15 protein-coding genes are annotated in these 15077 nt (G+C 71.6%); 4 read left to right on the forward strand and 11 right to left on the reverse strand.

All coding sequences use genetic code 11. The features are described from left to right. The first annotated feature begins 20 nt into the window (after window positions 1-20). A complete protein-coding gene (locus Tfont_RS11290) occupies window positions 21-785 on the forward strand; it encodes a TSUP family transporter (RefSeq protein WP_143969523.1) in 765 nt (254 codons plus the stop codon). Here the strand turns inward: Tfont_RS11290 and mrdA are convergent. Genes mrdA through Tfont_RS11310 form a run of 4 tightly spaced genes read right to left on the reverse strand, consistent with a single transcriptional unit; the run spans window position 767 to window position 5271 of the window. Next, window positions 767-2740, reverse strand: coding sequence for a penicillin-binding protein 2 (mrdA, locus tag Tfont_RS11295; protein WP_143969524.1), 1974 nt, complete (start codon window positions 2738-2740; stop codon window positions 767-769). The genes Tfont_RS11290 and mrdA overlap by 19 nt on opposite strands. A 25-nt stretch (window positions 2741-2765) precedes the next feature. After that, window positions 2766-3290 carry a rod shape-determining protein MreD gene (gene mreD / locus Tfont_RS11300; RefSeq protein ID WP_068610587.1) on the reverse strand — a complete coding sequence of 175 codons (525 nt, stop codon included), beginning with the start codon at window positions 3288-3290 and terminating at the stop codon, window positions 2766-2768. Beyond that, entirely contained in the window at window positions 3287-4177 is an 891-nt protein-coding gene (gene mreC, locus Tfont_RS11305) for a rod shape-determining protein MreC (RefSeq protein WP_143969525.1), read from the reverse strand. Before mreC ends, mreD begins: the two co-directional genes overlap by 4 nt. A 47-nt stretch (window positions 4178-4224) precedes the next feature. Further along, entirely contained in the window at window positions 4225-5271 is a 1047-nt protein-coding gene (locus tag Tfont_RS11310; protein WP_143969526.1) for a rod shape-determining protein, read from the reverse strand. Between the two features lie 129 nt (window positions 5272-5400). Between Tfont_RS11310 and gatC the strand changes: the two genes are divergently transcribed. Genes gatC through gatB form a run of 3 tightly spaced genes read left to right on the forward strand, consistent with a single transcriptional unit; the run spans window position 5401 to window position 8711 of the window. Next, entirely contained in the window at window positions 5401-5700 is a 300-nt protein-coding gene (gene gatC, locus Tfont_RS11315; protein WP_068610581.1) for an Asp-tRNA(Asn)/Glu-tRNA(Gln) amidotransferase subunit GatC, read from the forward strand. Continuing rightward, window positions 5697-7229: an Asp-tRNA(Asn)/Glu-tRNA(Gln) amidotransferase subunit GatA gene (gatA, locus tag Tfont_RS11320; protein ID WP_068610579.1), complete on the forward strand. Its 1533-nt coding sequence runs from the start codon at window positions 5697-5699 to the stop codon at window positions 7227-7229. The genes gatC and gatA overlap by 4 nt, the downstream gene beginning before the upstream one ends. A gap of 3 nt (window positions 7230-7232) precedes the next feature. Further along, window positions 7233-8711 (forward strand): Asp-tRNA(Asn)/Glu-tRNA(Gln) amidotransferase subunit GatB, encoded by a 1479-nt coding sequence (gene gatB, locus Tfont_RS11325; protein WP_068610577.1) that lies wholly within the window; start codon window positions 7233-7235, stop codon window positions 8709-8711. A 33-nt stretch (window positions 8712-8744) separates the two neighbouring features. Here gatB and Tfont_RS11330 read toward each other — a convergent pair whose 3' ends face one another. From Tfont_RS11330 to Tfont_RS11360, 7 genes are all read right to left on the reverse strand, one after another. Then, complete coding sequence (locus tag Tfont_RS11330) at window positions 8745-9485, reverse strand: DUF4124 domain-containing protein (protein ID WP_143969527.1); 741 nt, start codon at window positions 9483-9485, stop codon at window positions 8745-8747. 84 nt (window positions 9486-9569) lie between these two features. Then, a complete protein-coding gene (gene pyrE / locus Tfont_RS11335) occupies window positions 9570-10268 on the reverse strand; it encodes an orotate phosphoribosyltransferase (RefSeq protein WP_068610574.1) in 699 nt (232 codons plus the stop codon). A 34-nt stretch (window positions 10269-10302) separates the two neighbouring features. Beyond that, the gene (gene crcB, locus Tfont_RS11340) at window positions 10303-10686 is read right to left on the reverse strand and encodes a fluoride efflux transporter CrcB (protein ID WP_143969528.1); all 384 of its coding nucleotides are present in this window, start codon (window positions 10684-10686) and stop codon (window positions 10303-10305) included. A 7-nt stretch (window positions 10687-10693) separates the two neighbouring features. Continuing rightward, a complete protein-coding gene (locus Tfont_RS11345; RefSeq protein WP_143969529.1) occupies window positions 10694-11602 on the reverse strand; it encodes a 5'-nucleotidase in 909 nt (302 codons plus the stop codon). A 36-nt stretch (window positions 11603-11638) separates the two neighbouring features. Then, window positions 11639-13075 (reverse strand): sigma-54-dependent transcriptional regulator, encoded by a 1437-nt coding sequence (locus tag Tfont_RS11350; RefSeq protein ID WP_068610568.1) that lies wholly within the window; start codon window positions 13073-13075, stop codon window positions 11639-11641. After that, entirely contained in the window at window positions 13072-14844 is a 1773-nt protein-coding gene (locus Tfont_RS11355; RefSeq protein ID WP_143969530.1) for a two-component system sensor histidine kinase NtrB, read from the reverse strand. Before Tfont_RS11355 ends, Tfont_RS11350 begins: the two co-directional genes overlap by 4 nt. Next, window positions 14816-15067 carry a PP0621 family protein gene (locus Tfont_RS11360; protein WP_068610565.1) on the reverse strand — a complete coding sequence of 84 codons (252 nt, stop codon included), beginning with the start codon at window positions 15065-15067 and terminating at the stop codon, window positions 14816-14818. The genes Tfont_RS11355 and Tfont_RS11360 overlap by 29 nt, the downstream gene beginning before the upstream one ends. Window positions 15068-15077 lie beyond the last annotated feature (10 nt).

Genomic DNA, 15077 nt, shown 5'->3' on the forward strand with positions numbered 1-15077 from the left:
TGCCGGCGACAATCGGGGGGATGGAATGGCTGATCTTGACGAGCGCCTCGCTGCTGGCTGGCTTTGTGGATTCCATCGTGGGCGGCGGCGGGCTGATTCTGGTGCCGGCGCTGTTTGCGGTGTTTCCGCACGCGCCGCCGGCGACCTTGCTGGGCACCAACAAAAGCGCCTCGGTCTGGGGCACGGTGACCGCCACGTGGCGTTATGCGCGGCGGGTGCAGATGCGCTGGTCGGCCCTGCTGCCCGCGGCGGTGGTGTGCCTGGTCTGCGCCTGGCTGGGCGCGTGGGTGGTGACGCAGGTCTCGGCGGAGCTGCTGCGGCGGGCCTTGCCCTTCATCCTGGGGGCCGTGCTGCTCTACACCCTGGCCAAAAAGGATTTGGGCCTGCACCACCGGCCCCGCTACGCCGGCCGGGCCGAGACGCTGGCCGCGTGTGCGGTGGGCGGCACCATCGGGTTCTATGACGGCTTCTTCGGCCCGGGCACGGGCAGCTTCTTCGTGTTTTTGTTCGTGCGCTGGCTGGGTTACGATTTTTTGAGCGCCAGCGCCTCGGCCAAGCTGCTCAACACCACGTCCAACGTGGCGGCGGTGGCGCTCTTTGCCTGGAAGGGACACGTCTGGTGGCACTACGGCCTGGCCATGGCCGTCGCCAACGTGGCCGGCAGCCTGCTGGGGACGCGGCTGGCGCTCAAGCACGGCACGGGCTTCGTGCGCGGGGTGTTCATCACCGTGGTCGCCGTCCTGATTGCCAAAACCACCTGGGACGCTTACGGCGCCGCGCCCTGATCCGCGGGCGGCCAGGGCACGTCCTGGATGCGGCGCGGCACGCCGATGGGCGCGGCGCTCTGGCCCCGCTGCGTGGCTGCGATGTCCTCCTCGCTCGGGTACAGGCCCAGCAGCAGGTAGTCGAAGACCCGGCGCGCGATGGGGGCGGCGTGGGTCGCGCCAAAGCCAGCGTTTTCCACGATGGCGGCAAGCGCCACCCGCGGCGCTTCGGCCGGCGCGAACGCGACATAGAGCGAGTGGTCGCGCTGGAATTCGGCGAGCCGGCGGGCGTCGTACTTCTCGCGCTGGCCGATGGTAACGGCCTGTGCCGTGCCCGTCTTGCCGCCGCTGCGGTACGGCGCGCCGGCGAATACCCGCGCCGACGTGCCCTCGGTGGTCACGGCGGCCATGGCGTCCAGCACGGTCTGCACATGCGCGGGCCGGTAGCCCAGCGGCCGGCCCGGCGGCTGCACCCGCGACGAGGTCACGCCCCCGTCCGGTCCGGGGGCGAGCGTCTCCAGCACGACGTGCGGCGTCTGCCGCGTCCCCCCGCTGGCCAGCGCGGCCATGGCGGTGGCGAGCTGCATCATGGTGAAGCTGTTGTAGCCCTGGCCGATGCCCAGCGAGATCGTCTCGCCCGGGTGCCAGCGCTGCTGCTCGGGCGTGCGGTAGGTGGCGCGCTTCCACGCCGGGCTGGGCAGGATGCCGCGCACCTCGCCAGGCAGGTCGATGCCCGTGAGCTGCCCAAAGCCCAACGGCGCCATGAAGTCGTGGATGGCTTGCACGCCCATTTCGTGCGCCAGCGTGTAGTAGTAGACGTTGCTGGACAGGACGATGCTGCGCCGCAGGTCCACCATGCCCAGCGCGTGCTCGCCGTGGCTGCGGAAGCGGTGGCTGCCCAGCATCCAGTAGCCGGGGTCGTGAATCGCGGTCTGCGGCGTGCGCAGGCCCAGCTCCAGCGCCGCCAACGCCATGAACGGCTTGTAGGTGGAGCCGGGCGGATAGGTGCCGCGCAGCGCCCGGTTGAGCAGCGGGCGATCCAGCGATTCGTTGAGCGCCCGCCAGTTGTCGACGTCGATGCCATCGACGAACAGGTTGGGGTCGAAGCTGGGCATGCTGACCAGGGCCAGCACCTCGCCGGTCTGGGTGTCCAGCGCCACCAGCGCCCCGCGGCGCTCGCCGTACAGCCGCTCGATCAGGTGCTGCAGGCGCACGTCGATGGACAGCCGCACGGTCTCGCCCGCCTGGGGCGGGGTCACGTCCAGGCGGCGCACGGCCCGCCCCGAGGCGGAGGTCTCCACCCGCTCGAACCCCGTGCGGCCGTGCAGCCGGTCTTCCTGCGCCAGCTCCACGCCCAGCTTGCCGATGTGCGTGCTGCCGCGGTAGTTCGCCACCTTGTCCTCGGGCCAGTCGTCCATCGCCTCGCGGTCGCGCTGGCTGATGCGGCCGATGTAGCCCAGCACATGCGCCGCCGTCGGGCCCAGCGGGTAGCGCCGCAGTTGCCGGGCCTGGATTTCCACCCCGGGCAGCAGCCACAGACGGGCGGCGACCCGGGCCATCTCCTCCTCGCTCAGGCGGGTTTTGAGCGGGATGGAATCGAAGCGCTTGGACTCCGCGAGCAGGCGGCGAAAGCGCTGCACGTCGCGCGGCGTGATCGACACCCATTCGCTCAAGCGCTCGATCGTGCCGTCCAGATCCGGGGTGCGGGCGGGCACGATCTCCAGCGCATAGACGGGCAGGTTTTCGGCCAGCACGATGCCGTTGCGATCGACGATGCGCCCGCGCGGGGGGGGGATGGGCAGCACCGCCGTGCGGTTGCCCTCGGCCTGGGCGGCGTAGCGTTCGTGCTCGCGGATCTGCAGATGCCAGGCGCGCAGCGCCAGCAGACCGAACGCCCCCACCACCGCCGCCAGCGCCACCCACGCGCGCCAGCGAAAGCGCGCGATGCGGATATCGGCGTCTTGGTACTCGGTCATCGCCGCTGGCAGGGGGTGAGGGTGGTCAGAGGGGACGGGTCTCGTCCGGGTCGTGCGCGCGACGCTGCGGGGCCAGCAGGATCCAGGTCGCGGGCATCCACAACGCGGCCGTCAGCAGCGGGGCGATCCAGGCCAGCGCGGGGGGATCGCCGTGGCCGGCGAGCAGCCGCACCAGCGCCTGCAAACCAAACGCCACCGCAAACAGCGGCAGCACATGCAGCGTCTGGCCGCGCAGGTCGAACCACAGCACCCGCCGGTGCAGCGTCACGGCCAGATAGCCCATGGCGGTGTAGGCCAGCGCATGCTGGCCCAGCAATACCCCCTGGTGCACATCCACGCACAGCCCGGCGACGAACGCCACGCCCACGCCGATGCGAAGCGGCTGGTGGATGGTCCAAAACACCAGCACCAGCGCCACCCAGTCCGGCAGCCACGCCGCGGCCGTGAGCTGCCCCTGCAGCACCTGCAGCAAAAACGCCGCAGCCAGCGATCCCCAGATGAAGACCGGGTTGGCCGGCAGCAGCAGCGCCTGTCCGCGCGGCAGGATCATGGGCGGCGCTCCGTCGTCGGGGCCGGCGCATCCCCCTGCGCCGGCTGCAGCACCAGCACGTGCAGCGCGTCGCGCATGCGGGCGGCGGGCTGGGCCAGCACCTGGGCAAAGCCCTCGCGCCCTTCGGCGCTGACCGTGCTGACGGTCGCCACCGGCAGCCCCGGCGGATACAGGCCATCGATGCCGCTGGTCACCAGCGCGTCGCCGGCTCGGGTGGCCGTCTGCACCGGCACGAAGCGCAGGCTCAGCCCGGGCTCGTCGCGGCTGCCGTTGCCGTAGGCCAGATAGCGCTCGCCGGTGCGGGTGTTGAGCACGGGGATGGCGAGCTGGCGGTGGGCCAGCAGCGTCACCTCGCTGGTGCCGGGGTAGACGCGCGTGACCTGCCCCAGCACGCCAAAGCCGTCCATCACCGGCGCCCCTTCGCGCACGCCCTGCAGCGCCCCGCGGTCGATCACCACCGCGGGCACATAAGGGTCCGGCAACGCATACAGGATTTCGGCCCCCTGGGCCGATGGCGAAACGCGTTCGCGCAGACCGAGCAGCCGCCGCAGCTCGCGGTTTTCCTGGGCCAGGTGTTCCACCAAGCCGGCGCGCTCGGCCTGCTGCGCGAGCTGCGCGCGCGCCTCGCTGGCATCGCGCTGGGCGGCCTGCAGCGACGCGAAGTGCTGCCCCACCCACTGCACGGCGCGCACGGGCTGCAGCGCCAGCCATTGTACGGGGTAGAGCACCGTCGCCACCCCCGCGCGCAAGGGGGCCGCCCAGCGCAGCCGGGCGTCCACCACCATCAGCAGCACCGCCAGGGCGCTCAGGACGAGCAGCTTCGTCAGAGCCGGTGTGCCCTGCTTGAAGAAGGGGGGCGGCGTGCGGTCGACGGTGCCCAGCGGCATGGCGGATGGCTAAGCGGCGGTCGGCGACGGGGGCCGCGAGCGGTCCGTCACTCGCTGGTGAAGATGCTGTGGCCCAGCCGGTCCATCTGTTCCAGCGCCATGCCGCAGCCGCGCACCACACAGGTCAGCGGATCCTCGGCCACGAACACCGGCAGGCCGGTCTCCTCGTTGAGCAGGCGGTCCAGGTCGCGCAGCAGCGCACCGCCGCCGGTCAGCATCATGCCGCGGTCGGCGATGTCGGCGCCCAGCTCCGGCGGGGTTTGCTCCAGTGCGGTCTTGACGGCGCTGACGATGTTGTTGATGGGGTCGGTCAGCGCCTCCAGCACCTCGTTGGAGCTGATGGTGAAGCTGCGCGGCACGCCCTCGGAGAGGTTGCGGCCTTTGACCTCCATCTCCTTGACCTCGGAGCCGGGGAAGGCGCTGCCGATGGTCTTCTTGATCGACTCGGCGGTCGGCTCGCCGATCAGCATGCCGTAGTTGCGGCGGATGTAGTTGATGATGGCCTCGTCGAACTTGTCGCCGCCGACGCGCACGCTGCCCTTGTAGACCATGCCGCCCAGGCTGATGACGCCGACCTCGGTGGTGCCGCCGCCGATGTCCACCACCATCGAGCCGGCCGCATCGGCCACCGGCAGCCCGGCGCCGATGGCCGCGGCCATCGGTTCTTCGATCAGGTAGACCTCCGAGGCGCCGGCGCCCAGCGCCGACTCGCGGATGGCGCGCCGCTCCACCTGGGTGGAGCCGCACGGCACGCAGATGATGATGCGCGGGCTCGGCTTGAGCATCGAGCGCGGGTGCACCATCTTGATGAACTGCTTGAGCATCTGCTCGGTGACGGTGAAGTCGGCGATGACGCCGTCCTTCATCGGGCGGATGGCCTCGATGTTGCCGGGTACTTTGCCCAGCATGGCCTTGGCGGCTTTACCGACGGCCTGGATGGTCTTTTTGCCGGTGGGGCCGCCCTCGTGGCGGATGGCCACGACGGAGGGCTCGTCCAGCACGATGCCCTTGCCGCGCACGTAGATGAGCGTGTTGGCCGTGCCCAGGTCGATGGCAAGGTCGGTCGAAAAATGCCGACGCAGGGATTCGAACATGGTGTGTGAGGTCCTGTGCAGCCTGCCTGCAAGGGGTGGGCGCCAGGAAGCGGGCAGGCCGTATCGTGAAACCCGGGATAATACCGCAAGGCACTTCTCACCCGCTTTACCAACGCGCCGCGTTACACCATGTCACTGACCTTACAGGATGTCGACCGCCTCGCGCATTTGGCGCGGCTGGCGCTCGACGGCCCGACGGCCGAGCGCATGCTTGGCCAGCTCAATGCGTTTTTCGACATCGTCGAGCAGATGAAGGCCGTGGACACCACGGGCGTCGTGCCGCTCGCGCACCCGGTGGAGGTGTTCACCGACGTGGCGCTGCGGCTGCGCGACGACGTCGTGAGCGAGCCCGACCGCCGCGAGGCCAACCAGGCCAGCGCCCCCGCCGTCGAGGACGGCCTGTACCTCGTGCCCCGGGTGATCGAATGAGCATGGATCTGCACCAGATGGGCGTGGCCGAGCTGGCGGCCGCGCTGGCCGCGGGCCGGGTCTCCAGCGTCGAGGCCACCCAGGCGCTGCTGCAGCGCGTGCGCGCGCACGAGGGGCTGGGCGCTTTCCTGGCCGTGGACGAGGCGGCCAGTCTCGCCCAGGCGCGCCAGGCCGACGAGCGGCGCGCGCGCGGCGAGCACACCCCGCTGCTGGGCGTGCCGATCGCGCACAAGGACGTCTTCGTCACGCGCGACTTCCCGACCACGGCGGGCAGCCGCATGCTGGCCGGCTACCGCAGCCCGTTCGATGCCACCGTGGTGGCCCGGCTGGGCGGGGGTGCCGACGGGCACCCCGGCGCCGGCGCGGTGACGCTGGGCAAGCTCAACTGCGACGAGTTCGCCATGGGCTCGGGCAACGACAATTCCGCGTTCGGCCCGGCGCGCAACCCCTGGGATCCCGCGCGCGTGCCGGGGGGATCGTCCGGCGGTTCGGCCGCCGCGGTGGCCGCGCGGCTGGTGCCGGGTGCGACGGGCACGGACACGGGCGGCTCGATCCGCCAGCCGGCCGCATTTTGCGGCGTCACCGGTATCAAGCCGACCTACGGCCGCTGCTCGCGCTACGGCATGGTGGCCTATGCCTCCAGCCTGGATCAGGCCGGGCCGATCGCGCGCTCGGCGCTGGACTGTGCGCTGCTGCTGTCGGCCATGGCCGGGCCCGACCCGGACCGCGACTCCACCAGCCTGGATCGCCCGGCCGAGGACTACACCCGTGGGCTGGACGAGCCGCTGCCCGGGGCCAGCGCGGGCCGCCCGCTGCAGGGGTTGCGCATCGGCCTGCCGACGGAGTTTTTTGGTGCCGGTTGCAGCGCCGATGTACAGGCCGCCGTGCGCGCCGCGCTGGCGGAGTTCGAGCGCCTGGGCGCGACGCTGGTGGACGTCAGCCTGCCGCGCACCGAACTGGCCATCCCGGCCTACTACATCATCGCCCCGGCCGAGGCCAGCTCCAACCTCGGCCGCTACGACGGGGTGCGCTATGGCCACCGCGCGGCCGAGTACACCGATTTGCTCGACATGTACCGCCGCTCGCGCAGCGAGGGGTTCGGGGCCGAGGTGCAGCGCCGCATCCTCATCGGCACCTATGTGCTCTCCCACGGCTACTACGACGCCTACTACCTCAAGGCGCAGCAGATCCGCCGCCTGATCGCGGAGGACTTTCTGCGCGCGTTCGAGCAATGCGACCTGATCGCCGGGCCGGTGGCGCCCACCGTCGCCTGGGCCATCGGCGACAAGGCGGACGATCCGCTGTCGGCCTATCTGGCCGACATCTATACCCTGCCGGCGTCGCTGGCGGGGTTGCCGGGCATGAGCGTGCCGGCCGGCTTTGGCGCGGGCGGTTTGCCGGTGGGCCTGCAGCTCATCGGGCCGCACCTGGCCGAGTCGCGCCTGCTGCACGCGGCCCATCAGTTCCAGCGCGCGACCGACTGGCACACCCGTGCCCCGGCCAGCGTCACCCTCTCGCGTCAGGCCTGATCCATGACCAGCGCATCGTTTCTCGTCCAGGGCTACGAGGTCGTCATCGGCTTCGAGACCCATGCCCAGCTCGCCACGCGCAGCAAAATCTTCAGCCGCGCCGCCACGGCCTTTGGCGCCGCGCCCAACACCCAGGCCTGCGCCGTCGATCTGGCGCTGCCGGGCACGCTGCCGGTCATGAACCGCGCCGCCGTCGAGTGCGCGATCCGCTTCGGCCTGGCGGTCGGGGCGCATGTGGCGCCGCGCAGCGTGTTCGCGCGCAAAAACTACTTTTACCCGGACCTGCCCAAGGGCTACCAGATCAGCCAGTACGAGATCCCCGTGGTGCAGGGCGGGGCGATCCAGTTCTACCTGGGCGACGAGCTGCGCACCGTGCGCCTGGTGCGCGCCCACCTGGAGGAGGACGCGGGCAAGTCGCTGCACGAGGACTTCCACGGCATGAGCGGCATCGACCTCAACCGCGCCGGCACGCCGCTGCTGGAGATCGTGACCGAGCCGGACATCCGCTCCAGCGCCGAGGCCGTGGCCTACGCCAAAGAGCTGCACAAAATCGTCACCTGGATCGGCATCTGCGACGGCAACATGCAGGAGGGGTCGTTCCGCTGCGACGCCAACGTGTCCGTGCGCAAGCCCGGCCAGCCGCTGGGTACGCGGCGCGAGATCAAGAACCTCAACAGCTTCAAGTTCATGCAGCAGGCCATCGACTACGAGGTGCGCTGGCAGATCGAGCAGCTGGAGGATGGCCATGCCATCGAGCAGGCGACGGTGCTGTTCGACCCCGACACGGGCGAGACGCGCGCCATGCGCACCAAGGAGGATGCGGCCGACTACCGCTACTTCCCCGACCCGGACCTGCCGCCCCTGGTGATCCCTGCCGACTGGGTGGCCCGTGTGCAGTCCGAGATGCCCGAGCTGCCGCGGGCGATGGCCGAGCGCCTGGTGCGCGAACACGGCCTGCCTGACTACGATGCCACCACCCTGACCCAGAGCCCGGCCATGGCGGCCTACTTCGAAGCCACGGTGCGCGCCGGCGCCGCGCCCAAGGCCGCGAGCAACTGGATCATGGGCGAGGTCTCGCGCCGGCTCAACGCGGCGGAGATCGGCATCGAGGCCTGTCCGGTGGCGCCGGTGCTGCTGGGGGCGCTGCTGCAGCGCGTCAGCGACGGCACGGTGTCCAACAATGCGGCCAAGCAGGTGTTCGATGCGCTCTGGGCCGAGCCGGTGGGCGTGCAAGATGGATCGGCGGCGCTGGCCCGGGTGGATGCGGTCATTGCGGCCAAGGGCCTGCGGCAGATGAACGACACCGGCGCGTTGGAGGCGATCATTGCCCAGGTGATCGCCGCCAACGAGAAGAACGTGGCCGAATACCGCGCCGGCAAGGACAGGGCCTTCAACGCGCTGGTCGGGCAGGTGATGAAAGCCACCCAGGGCAAGGCCAATCCGCAGCAGGTCAACGAACTGCTCAAGCGCGCGCTGGGGTGACGCCGGGCGGCGGCCGACGGTGCCGAGCGGGGATCAGCGGATAGGGGTGGGGGCGGGCCCCTGCGCCGGCCCGCTCGCGGCGGGCGCAGAGGGGCCTGCATCGGGGGCGGCCCACAGCCGGCGCAGGGTGCGCAGCTCGGCGTCGTAGCGTTCTTCGATGCGGGTCTTCTCGCGCTCCTGATCGGCCAGAAACTGCGCCTGCAGTTGCCGCTGCTCGGCGTTTTGCGCCATGCGCTGCTTGAGCGCCGGCGGTGCGCTCGCCGGGTCGCGGCGGTAGAACTCCAGTTCCTCGTCCAGCCGCTGTTTTTCGCGCTCGAGCTGCGCGGTGTGCTGCCGGGCGCTGTCGATGACGGCCTGCACCTGCTGCAAGGCGGCGGCGCGGGCACGTTGGTGCGTGGCTTCGTCCGGGTAGCGCGCCAGCAGCAGTTGTTCGCGCCGGCGTTCTTCCGCCGCGCGTGCGGCGGCCTCGGCCTCGCTGCGCTGACGCGCGGCCTCGCGCTCGCGCTCCTCGGGCGTGGGCGGGGGCGGGATGACCCGCCGCACCGTGCCGGTCGGGGTCAGCTCCCGTTGCACGCGGTCGCGGCACTCGGCAATCGGCCGGTCCGACGACAGCAGCCGGCCCTGTGCGTCGATGCAGGTGTAAATGGCCCCGGAGGCGGGCCGGGGCGCGGTGCTTTGCGCCCCTGCTTCGCACGGCACCCCCAACGCCACGGCCCCGGCGATCAACCAACCGTGGGGGGCGCGGACGCGGACCGGGCAGGGCGGACGGGGCATGGGCATGATCGGCGGGCGGGGTGCTACCCCGTTATCTTTGTGCAAACGGGTGAAAGGGGCCGATCCCGCCGACGGCGCGCCGGATCACGCCACGCCGTATCGCGCGCGGTAGGCCTGTACCCGTTCGCGGTGGGCCCGCACGGCAGAGTCGTCCTGCTGCAGCAGATATTGGAGCAAATCGTCCAACTTGGCAATGGCGCACACCGCCAGGCCCAGCTCGCGCTGGACATACTGCACGGCGCTGTAGGGCACGTCGCGCACGGTGCCATCGGGGCCGACCTCGGTGGCCATCTCCTGCCGGTCCAGCGCGATCGCCATGGCGTGCGGTGTGGCGCCCGCGCCACGGATGAGTGCGATCGACTCGCGCGCCGCGGTGCCCGCGCTCATCACATCGTCGATGATGAGCACCCGCCCGCGCAGCGGGGCGCCGACCAGCGTGCCGCCCTCGCCGTGGTCTTTGGCCTCTTTGCGGTTGAAGGCAAAGGGCTTGTTGTGGCCGCGCCGCGCCAGTTCCACCGCCACCGCCGCGGCCAGCGGAATGCCTTTGTAGGCGGGGCCGAAGATCATGTCGAACGCCACGCCGCTGGCCAGAATGCGCTCGGCGTAATACTCCGCCAGCCGCCCGAGCTTGGCACCGTCGTCGAACAAGCCGGCGTTGAAGAAGTAGGGGCTCAGGCGCCCGGCCTTGGTCTTGAACTCACCAAAGCGCAGCACGCCGGCTTCCAGCGCAAACTGCACGAAGCGCTGGGCCAGCGGGTCGGGGGAGGGGGAGGAGGTCGTCATCGCGAAAAACGGGCGAAGGTCGGGGCGGGTCTGGTCACACGGCGCGCCACCAGGCGTAGGTGGCCATGCCCAGCGCCGTCAGCACCAGCGATCCCCCCACGTGCAGGCCGATGCCGGCCAGCCCCCACAGCAGCTTGCCGTCCTGCAGCAGCGAGGTCATTTCGATGGAGAAGCTGGAAAACGTCGTCAACCCGCCGAGCAGGCCCGTGACGGCGAACAGCCGCCACGCCGGCGCGATGTCCGGGTGGTGCAGAAAAAACGCCGCCACCACCCCGATGGCATAGCCGCCGATCCAGTTGGCGGTCAACGTGCCCAGCGGCAGGTGCGGCAGCACGGCATTGAGCGCGAGCCCCAGCCTCCAGCGCACAAGGGCCCCCACGCTGGCACCGGCGGCAATGGCCAGAACCGAGGTGATCATGCGGGCATTATCCCACCGCGATGCCGCCCGCCACGCCCGCGGCCACATGACCGGCCGGCACATGCTCGGCGGCGCTGTGCACATGGCGCGTCTGGTCGTCGAAGAAGAAGTCCGGCTCGAACTCGCGCAGGAATTCGCCCTTGGGCAAGCCGCCCAGAAACAGTGCCTCGTCCACCTCGATGTGCCAATCCATCAGCGTGCGGATGGCGCGCTCGTGCGCCGGGGCACTGCGCGCCGTGACCAGCGCCGTGCGGATGCGCATGGTGTCGGTGCCCTCCTGCTGCAGCCGGTGCAGCGCTTGCAGCAGCGGCTTGAACGGCCCGCCCGGCAGCGGCTGCGTGGCCTTGGCGCTTTCGTGCGCCTGAAAAGCGTCCAAGCCCTGGGCCTGAAACACCCGCTCCGCCTCGTCGGAAAACAGCACCGCGTCGCCGTCGAAGGCGATGCGCACCTCGTGCGGGTGCGCCTCCGACGCGCGCTGTGCGTGCGGATACACCTGCGCGGCGGGCACGCCCGCGTCCAGCGCCGCGCGCACATCGTCCAGGTTGGCCGACAGGAACAGGTTGGCCCGCAGCGGGCGCAGGTAGCGCCACGGCGGCGCGCCGCGCGTGAATACACCGCGTTGGATGGGCAGCCCGTAGTGCGTGGCGGAGCGAAACACCCGCATGCCCGACACCGGATCGTTGCGCGACAGGATGACCACCTCCACCCGCTGCGCCCGCGCGTCGTTGAAGCCCAGCAGCTTGCGCACCAGCGAAAACGCCACGCCCGGCGCGGCCGGCTGGTCCAGCCGCTGCAGTTGCAGTTGCATGTAGGCGCGGTCGTCGCCCTCCTCAAAGACGCGGTTTTCGGCCTCGAAGTCGAACAGCGCGCGGGAGGAAATGGCGACGACGAGGCGGCCTTCGAGGGGAGAGGTCATGGGCGTCCTGGCGCGGGTTCGTCAAAGATGGCCGGATCACCCCAACCCCATGCGCTGCATCCAGTAGCGCAGCTTGGCCAGCGTCCAGCCCAGCTCGCGCGCGGTGCGCGATTGGTTCCAGCGGTTGCGGTGCAGCAGAGCCTCCAGTTGCGCGCGCGGCAGGGGCGCTTCGCCGTCGGGGGCGGGGTCGGTGCCGGGTGGTGGTGGGGGGTGAGGGCCGGGGTCAGCGCCAAAGGGGTCCGCGGCGGCCTCCAGGTCGAACGCCGGCGCGTCCAGCGTGGGGCCGGGGTGCAGCGCCAGCGCTCGCTCCAGCAGGTTTTCCAGCTCGCGCACATTGCCGCGGAAGGGGTGCGCCTGCAGGCGCTGCAGCGCCGCGGGGGTGAGGCTGGGGGTTTGGGGCAGACCGTCGCGCTGGGCCAACTGGGTCAGCAGGGCGGCGGCCAGCTCCGGCAGGTCCTCGCGATGCTCGCGCAACGCCGGGGCGTGGATGGGGATGACGTTCAGGCGGTAGTACAGGTCGTGCCGAAACTGTCCCGTCTGCACCAGCCGGGCCAGATCCTTGTGGGTGGCGCTGACGATGCGGACGTCCACCGCCTCTTCCGCGGTGGCGCCGACCGGGCGCACGGCGCGCTCCTGCAGGGCGCGCAGCAGCTTGACCTGCATGGGCAGCGGCAGGTCGGACACCTCGTCCAGAAACAGGGTGCCGCCCGCGGCGGCCTGGAACAGGCCGGGCTTGTCGGCGCTTGCGCCGGTGAAGGCACCGCGGCGGTGGCCGAACAGTTCGCTCTCCAGCAGGTCGGCCGGGATCGCACCGCAGTTGACGGCGACGAACGGGCCGCCGGCGCGGTGGCTGCAGGCGTGCAGGGCGCGGGCGATCAGCTCCTTGCCGGTGCCGGATTCGCCCGTCACCAGCACCGGCGCCATGGTGCGCGCGACGCGCTGGATGGTCTGCCGCACCGCCTGCATGGCGGGGGAAGTGCCGATCAGGCGCTGCAGCGCGGCCGGACCGTCACCGGGGGGTAGGACGGCCTCGCCCCCCGCCGCCCCCGCGGGGCGCTCTGCCGGGTTGGCCGTGCCCAGGGTGCCCCCGCCCGGTTGAGCGGCGGCCAGGGCGGTGGCGATGGCCTGCCGCAGCCGGGCGGGCGCGACCGGTTTGGTCAGGTAGTCGAAGGCGCCGGCCTTGAGCGCTTCCACCGCATTGTCGGCCGAGCCGTAGGCCGTGATGACGATGGCGCGCTCCCCGCGGCCGTCACGCGCCAGGTCGCGCAGCAGGTCCAGCCCCGTACCGTCGGGCAGCCGCATGTCGGTCACGACGGCGCTGTAGCGCCGCTGGGCCAGGTGGGCGCGCGCCTGCGCCAGATCGCCCGCGGCGTCGACGGCCAGGCCCACCTTGACCAGCGCCAACTCGTACAACTGGCGCAGGTCGGGTTCGTCCTCGACGATGAGCAGGGTGGGGGCCTCGCGGGGAGTCATGCGGTGGCGTCGGCGGCGGGCAGGCGGATCACGAAGGCATTGCCGGGGCGGCCCTCGCGCGGGGTGCGTTCGTGGCTCAGGTCGGCATGGTAGCGCTGGCAGAGCTCCCGCGACAGGTACAGCCCCAACCCGCTGGAGCGGCTGTAGGAGGAGGCAAACGGCTCGAACAGGTGCTCGCGCACCGGGGCGGGGATGTCGTCGCCGTCGCTCCAGACGGTCAGGCGGGCCTGTCCCCCATCGACCGCGGTTTCCACCCGGATGGCGCCTGCGGCAGCGCTGGCGTGGCGGTCTGCGTTGTCCAGCAGGTTGACCAACACGCGCCGCAGGTGTTCCGGGTCGAAGGCGATGGTGGCCTCACCCGCCCGGGCGTCGCGCTGCAGCCGCGCCCCCTGGGGCCGCTGGCGCAGCCAGTCCGCCAAGGCATCGTCCACCGCCTGATCCAGTGGCAGCGCGGGCAGGGGCGGCTGGTGGTCGGGCCAGGGAATGCGCGCGGTCTCCAGCACATCGTCCACGGTGCGGTTGAGGCGCCGCACGTTCTGCTCGATCAAGCCGATGAGGTGCCGTTGGGCCGGCGTGGCCTCGTCCTCGTGCAGCAGGGCGCTGGCCTGGGCGATGGCGGCCAGCGGGTTGCGGATTTCGTGCGCGACGGCGGCGGAGATGCGGCCCATGGCGGCGAGCTTTTCGGTGCGCACGCGCTGCTCGATGGCGTGCAGGTCTTCCAGGAACAGCACGGCCGCCTCCGGCCGCTGGGGCGCGCCCAGTGGGTGCAAGCGCACCCGCACGCGCCTCTGCGCGCCGCTGGGCAGGGGCAGGGTGAGTTCACTCGACGGGACGGGCCGACCGCTGGGGGCAGGGCCCGACAGCCGGCGCAGCCTTGCGCGGGCCCAGGCGGCCAGCGGCGGCCATGCCGGGGTTTGGCGCAGCCAGCGCCCGGCGCCCGCGGCGTCGTCGGCTTCGCGTGTGGGGTCGGATGCCGGGAGGTCCACTCCCACCATGCGCGCGGCCGCGGGGTTGGCGTACCAAATGGCGCCGCCCGCCGCCATGACGACGATGCCTTCGCCCAGACCGGTGGCGATCAGGCGATTGATTTGGCGGTGCAGATCGGCCAGTTGCTGGCTGCGCAGTGCGGCGTCGTGCTCGCCGACCAGGCGCGCGGTCAGGTGGCTGGCCAGCCACGCCACGATGAACAGGCCGCTGCCGGTCACGCCCGCCTGCATCCATTCGGCGGTGGCCAGCGCGCCGCGGCCGTCGTGCCAGGCCGCCGCCAGCAGCGTCAGCGTGCCGGCGGCGGCGCACCCCAGCGCGAGCAGCCGCGGGCCGATGACGGCGGCCAACAGCACCGGCCACACGAACAAGGGCGTGAAATTGAGGTTGCCCGGCGCGAAGACCTGCAGAACCGCGAATACGCCCAGATCGGCCCAGACGGTCAGCAGCCAGCGCGGCGCACCGACCCCGCCGCGCGCCGACACGGGCGGCAGGGCGACGGCGGCCGCACTGATCAGCACCAGCGCGCCGCACACGGCGACGATCCAGCCCGGGCCGTTGCCGTACCACCAGGCGGCGGCTTGCAGCAGGAGCAACGCTGCGGCCACGAGCAGCCGCGCGCCCATCAGCAGCCGCCACAGCCGGGGGGAGACGGGGCCGTCCTCCCCCGTCGCAGAAGGGGGCCACGGGTGTATCGCGGCGTCCGGGCCCGCCGGCGCGTACCACGACGGGGCGAAGGGGGGGCTGTCGGTGTCCTCAGCCTTCGGCGAGGCGGCGGTGTTCATCGCTGCAATAGGGGCCGAGCCCGCCGCGCACGGCGTCGGCGGCCGGCAGGTGCACGCCGCAGTGGCGGCAACGGACCATGGTGTCGGGCTGTGCCGCGCCGGGGCGGGCGCTGGTCTGTCGGTTCCGTTCAGCGGCGCGTTCGTGTGCCGCCAGTTGGCGTTGGTGTCGCCACCACACGTACCCCAGCACGACGACGGCGATGACGAGCAGCCACTTGAACATGGGATCGGGC

Source organism: Tepidimonas fonticaldi (genome assembly GCF_007556755.1).
GTDB classification, from domain to species: domain Bacteria; phylum Pseudomonadota; class Gammaproteobacteria; order Burkholderiales; family Burkholderiaceae_C; genus Tepidimonas; species Tepidimonas fonticaldi.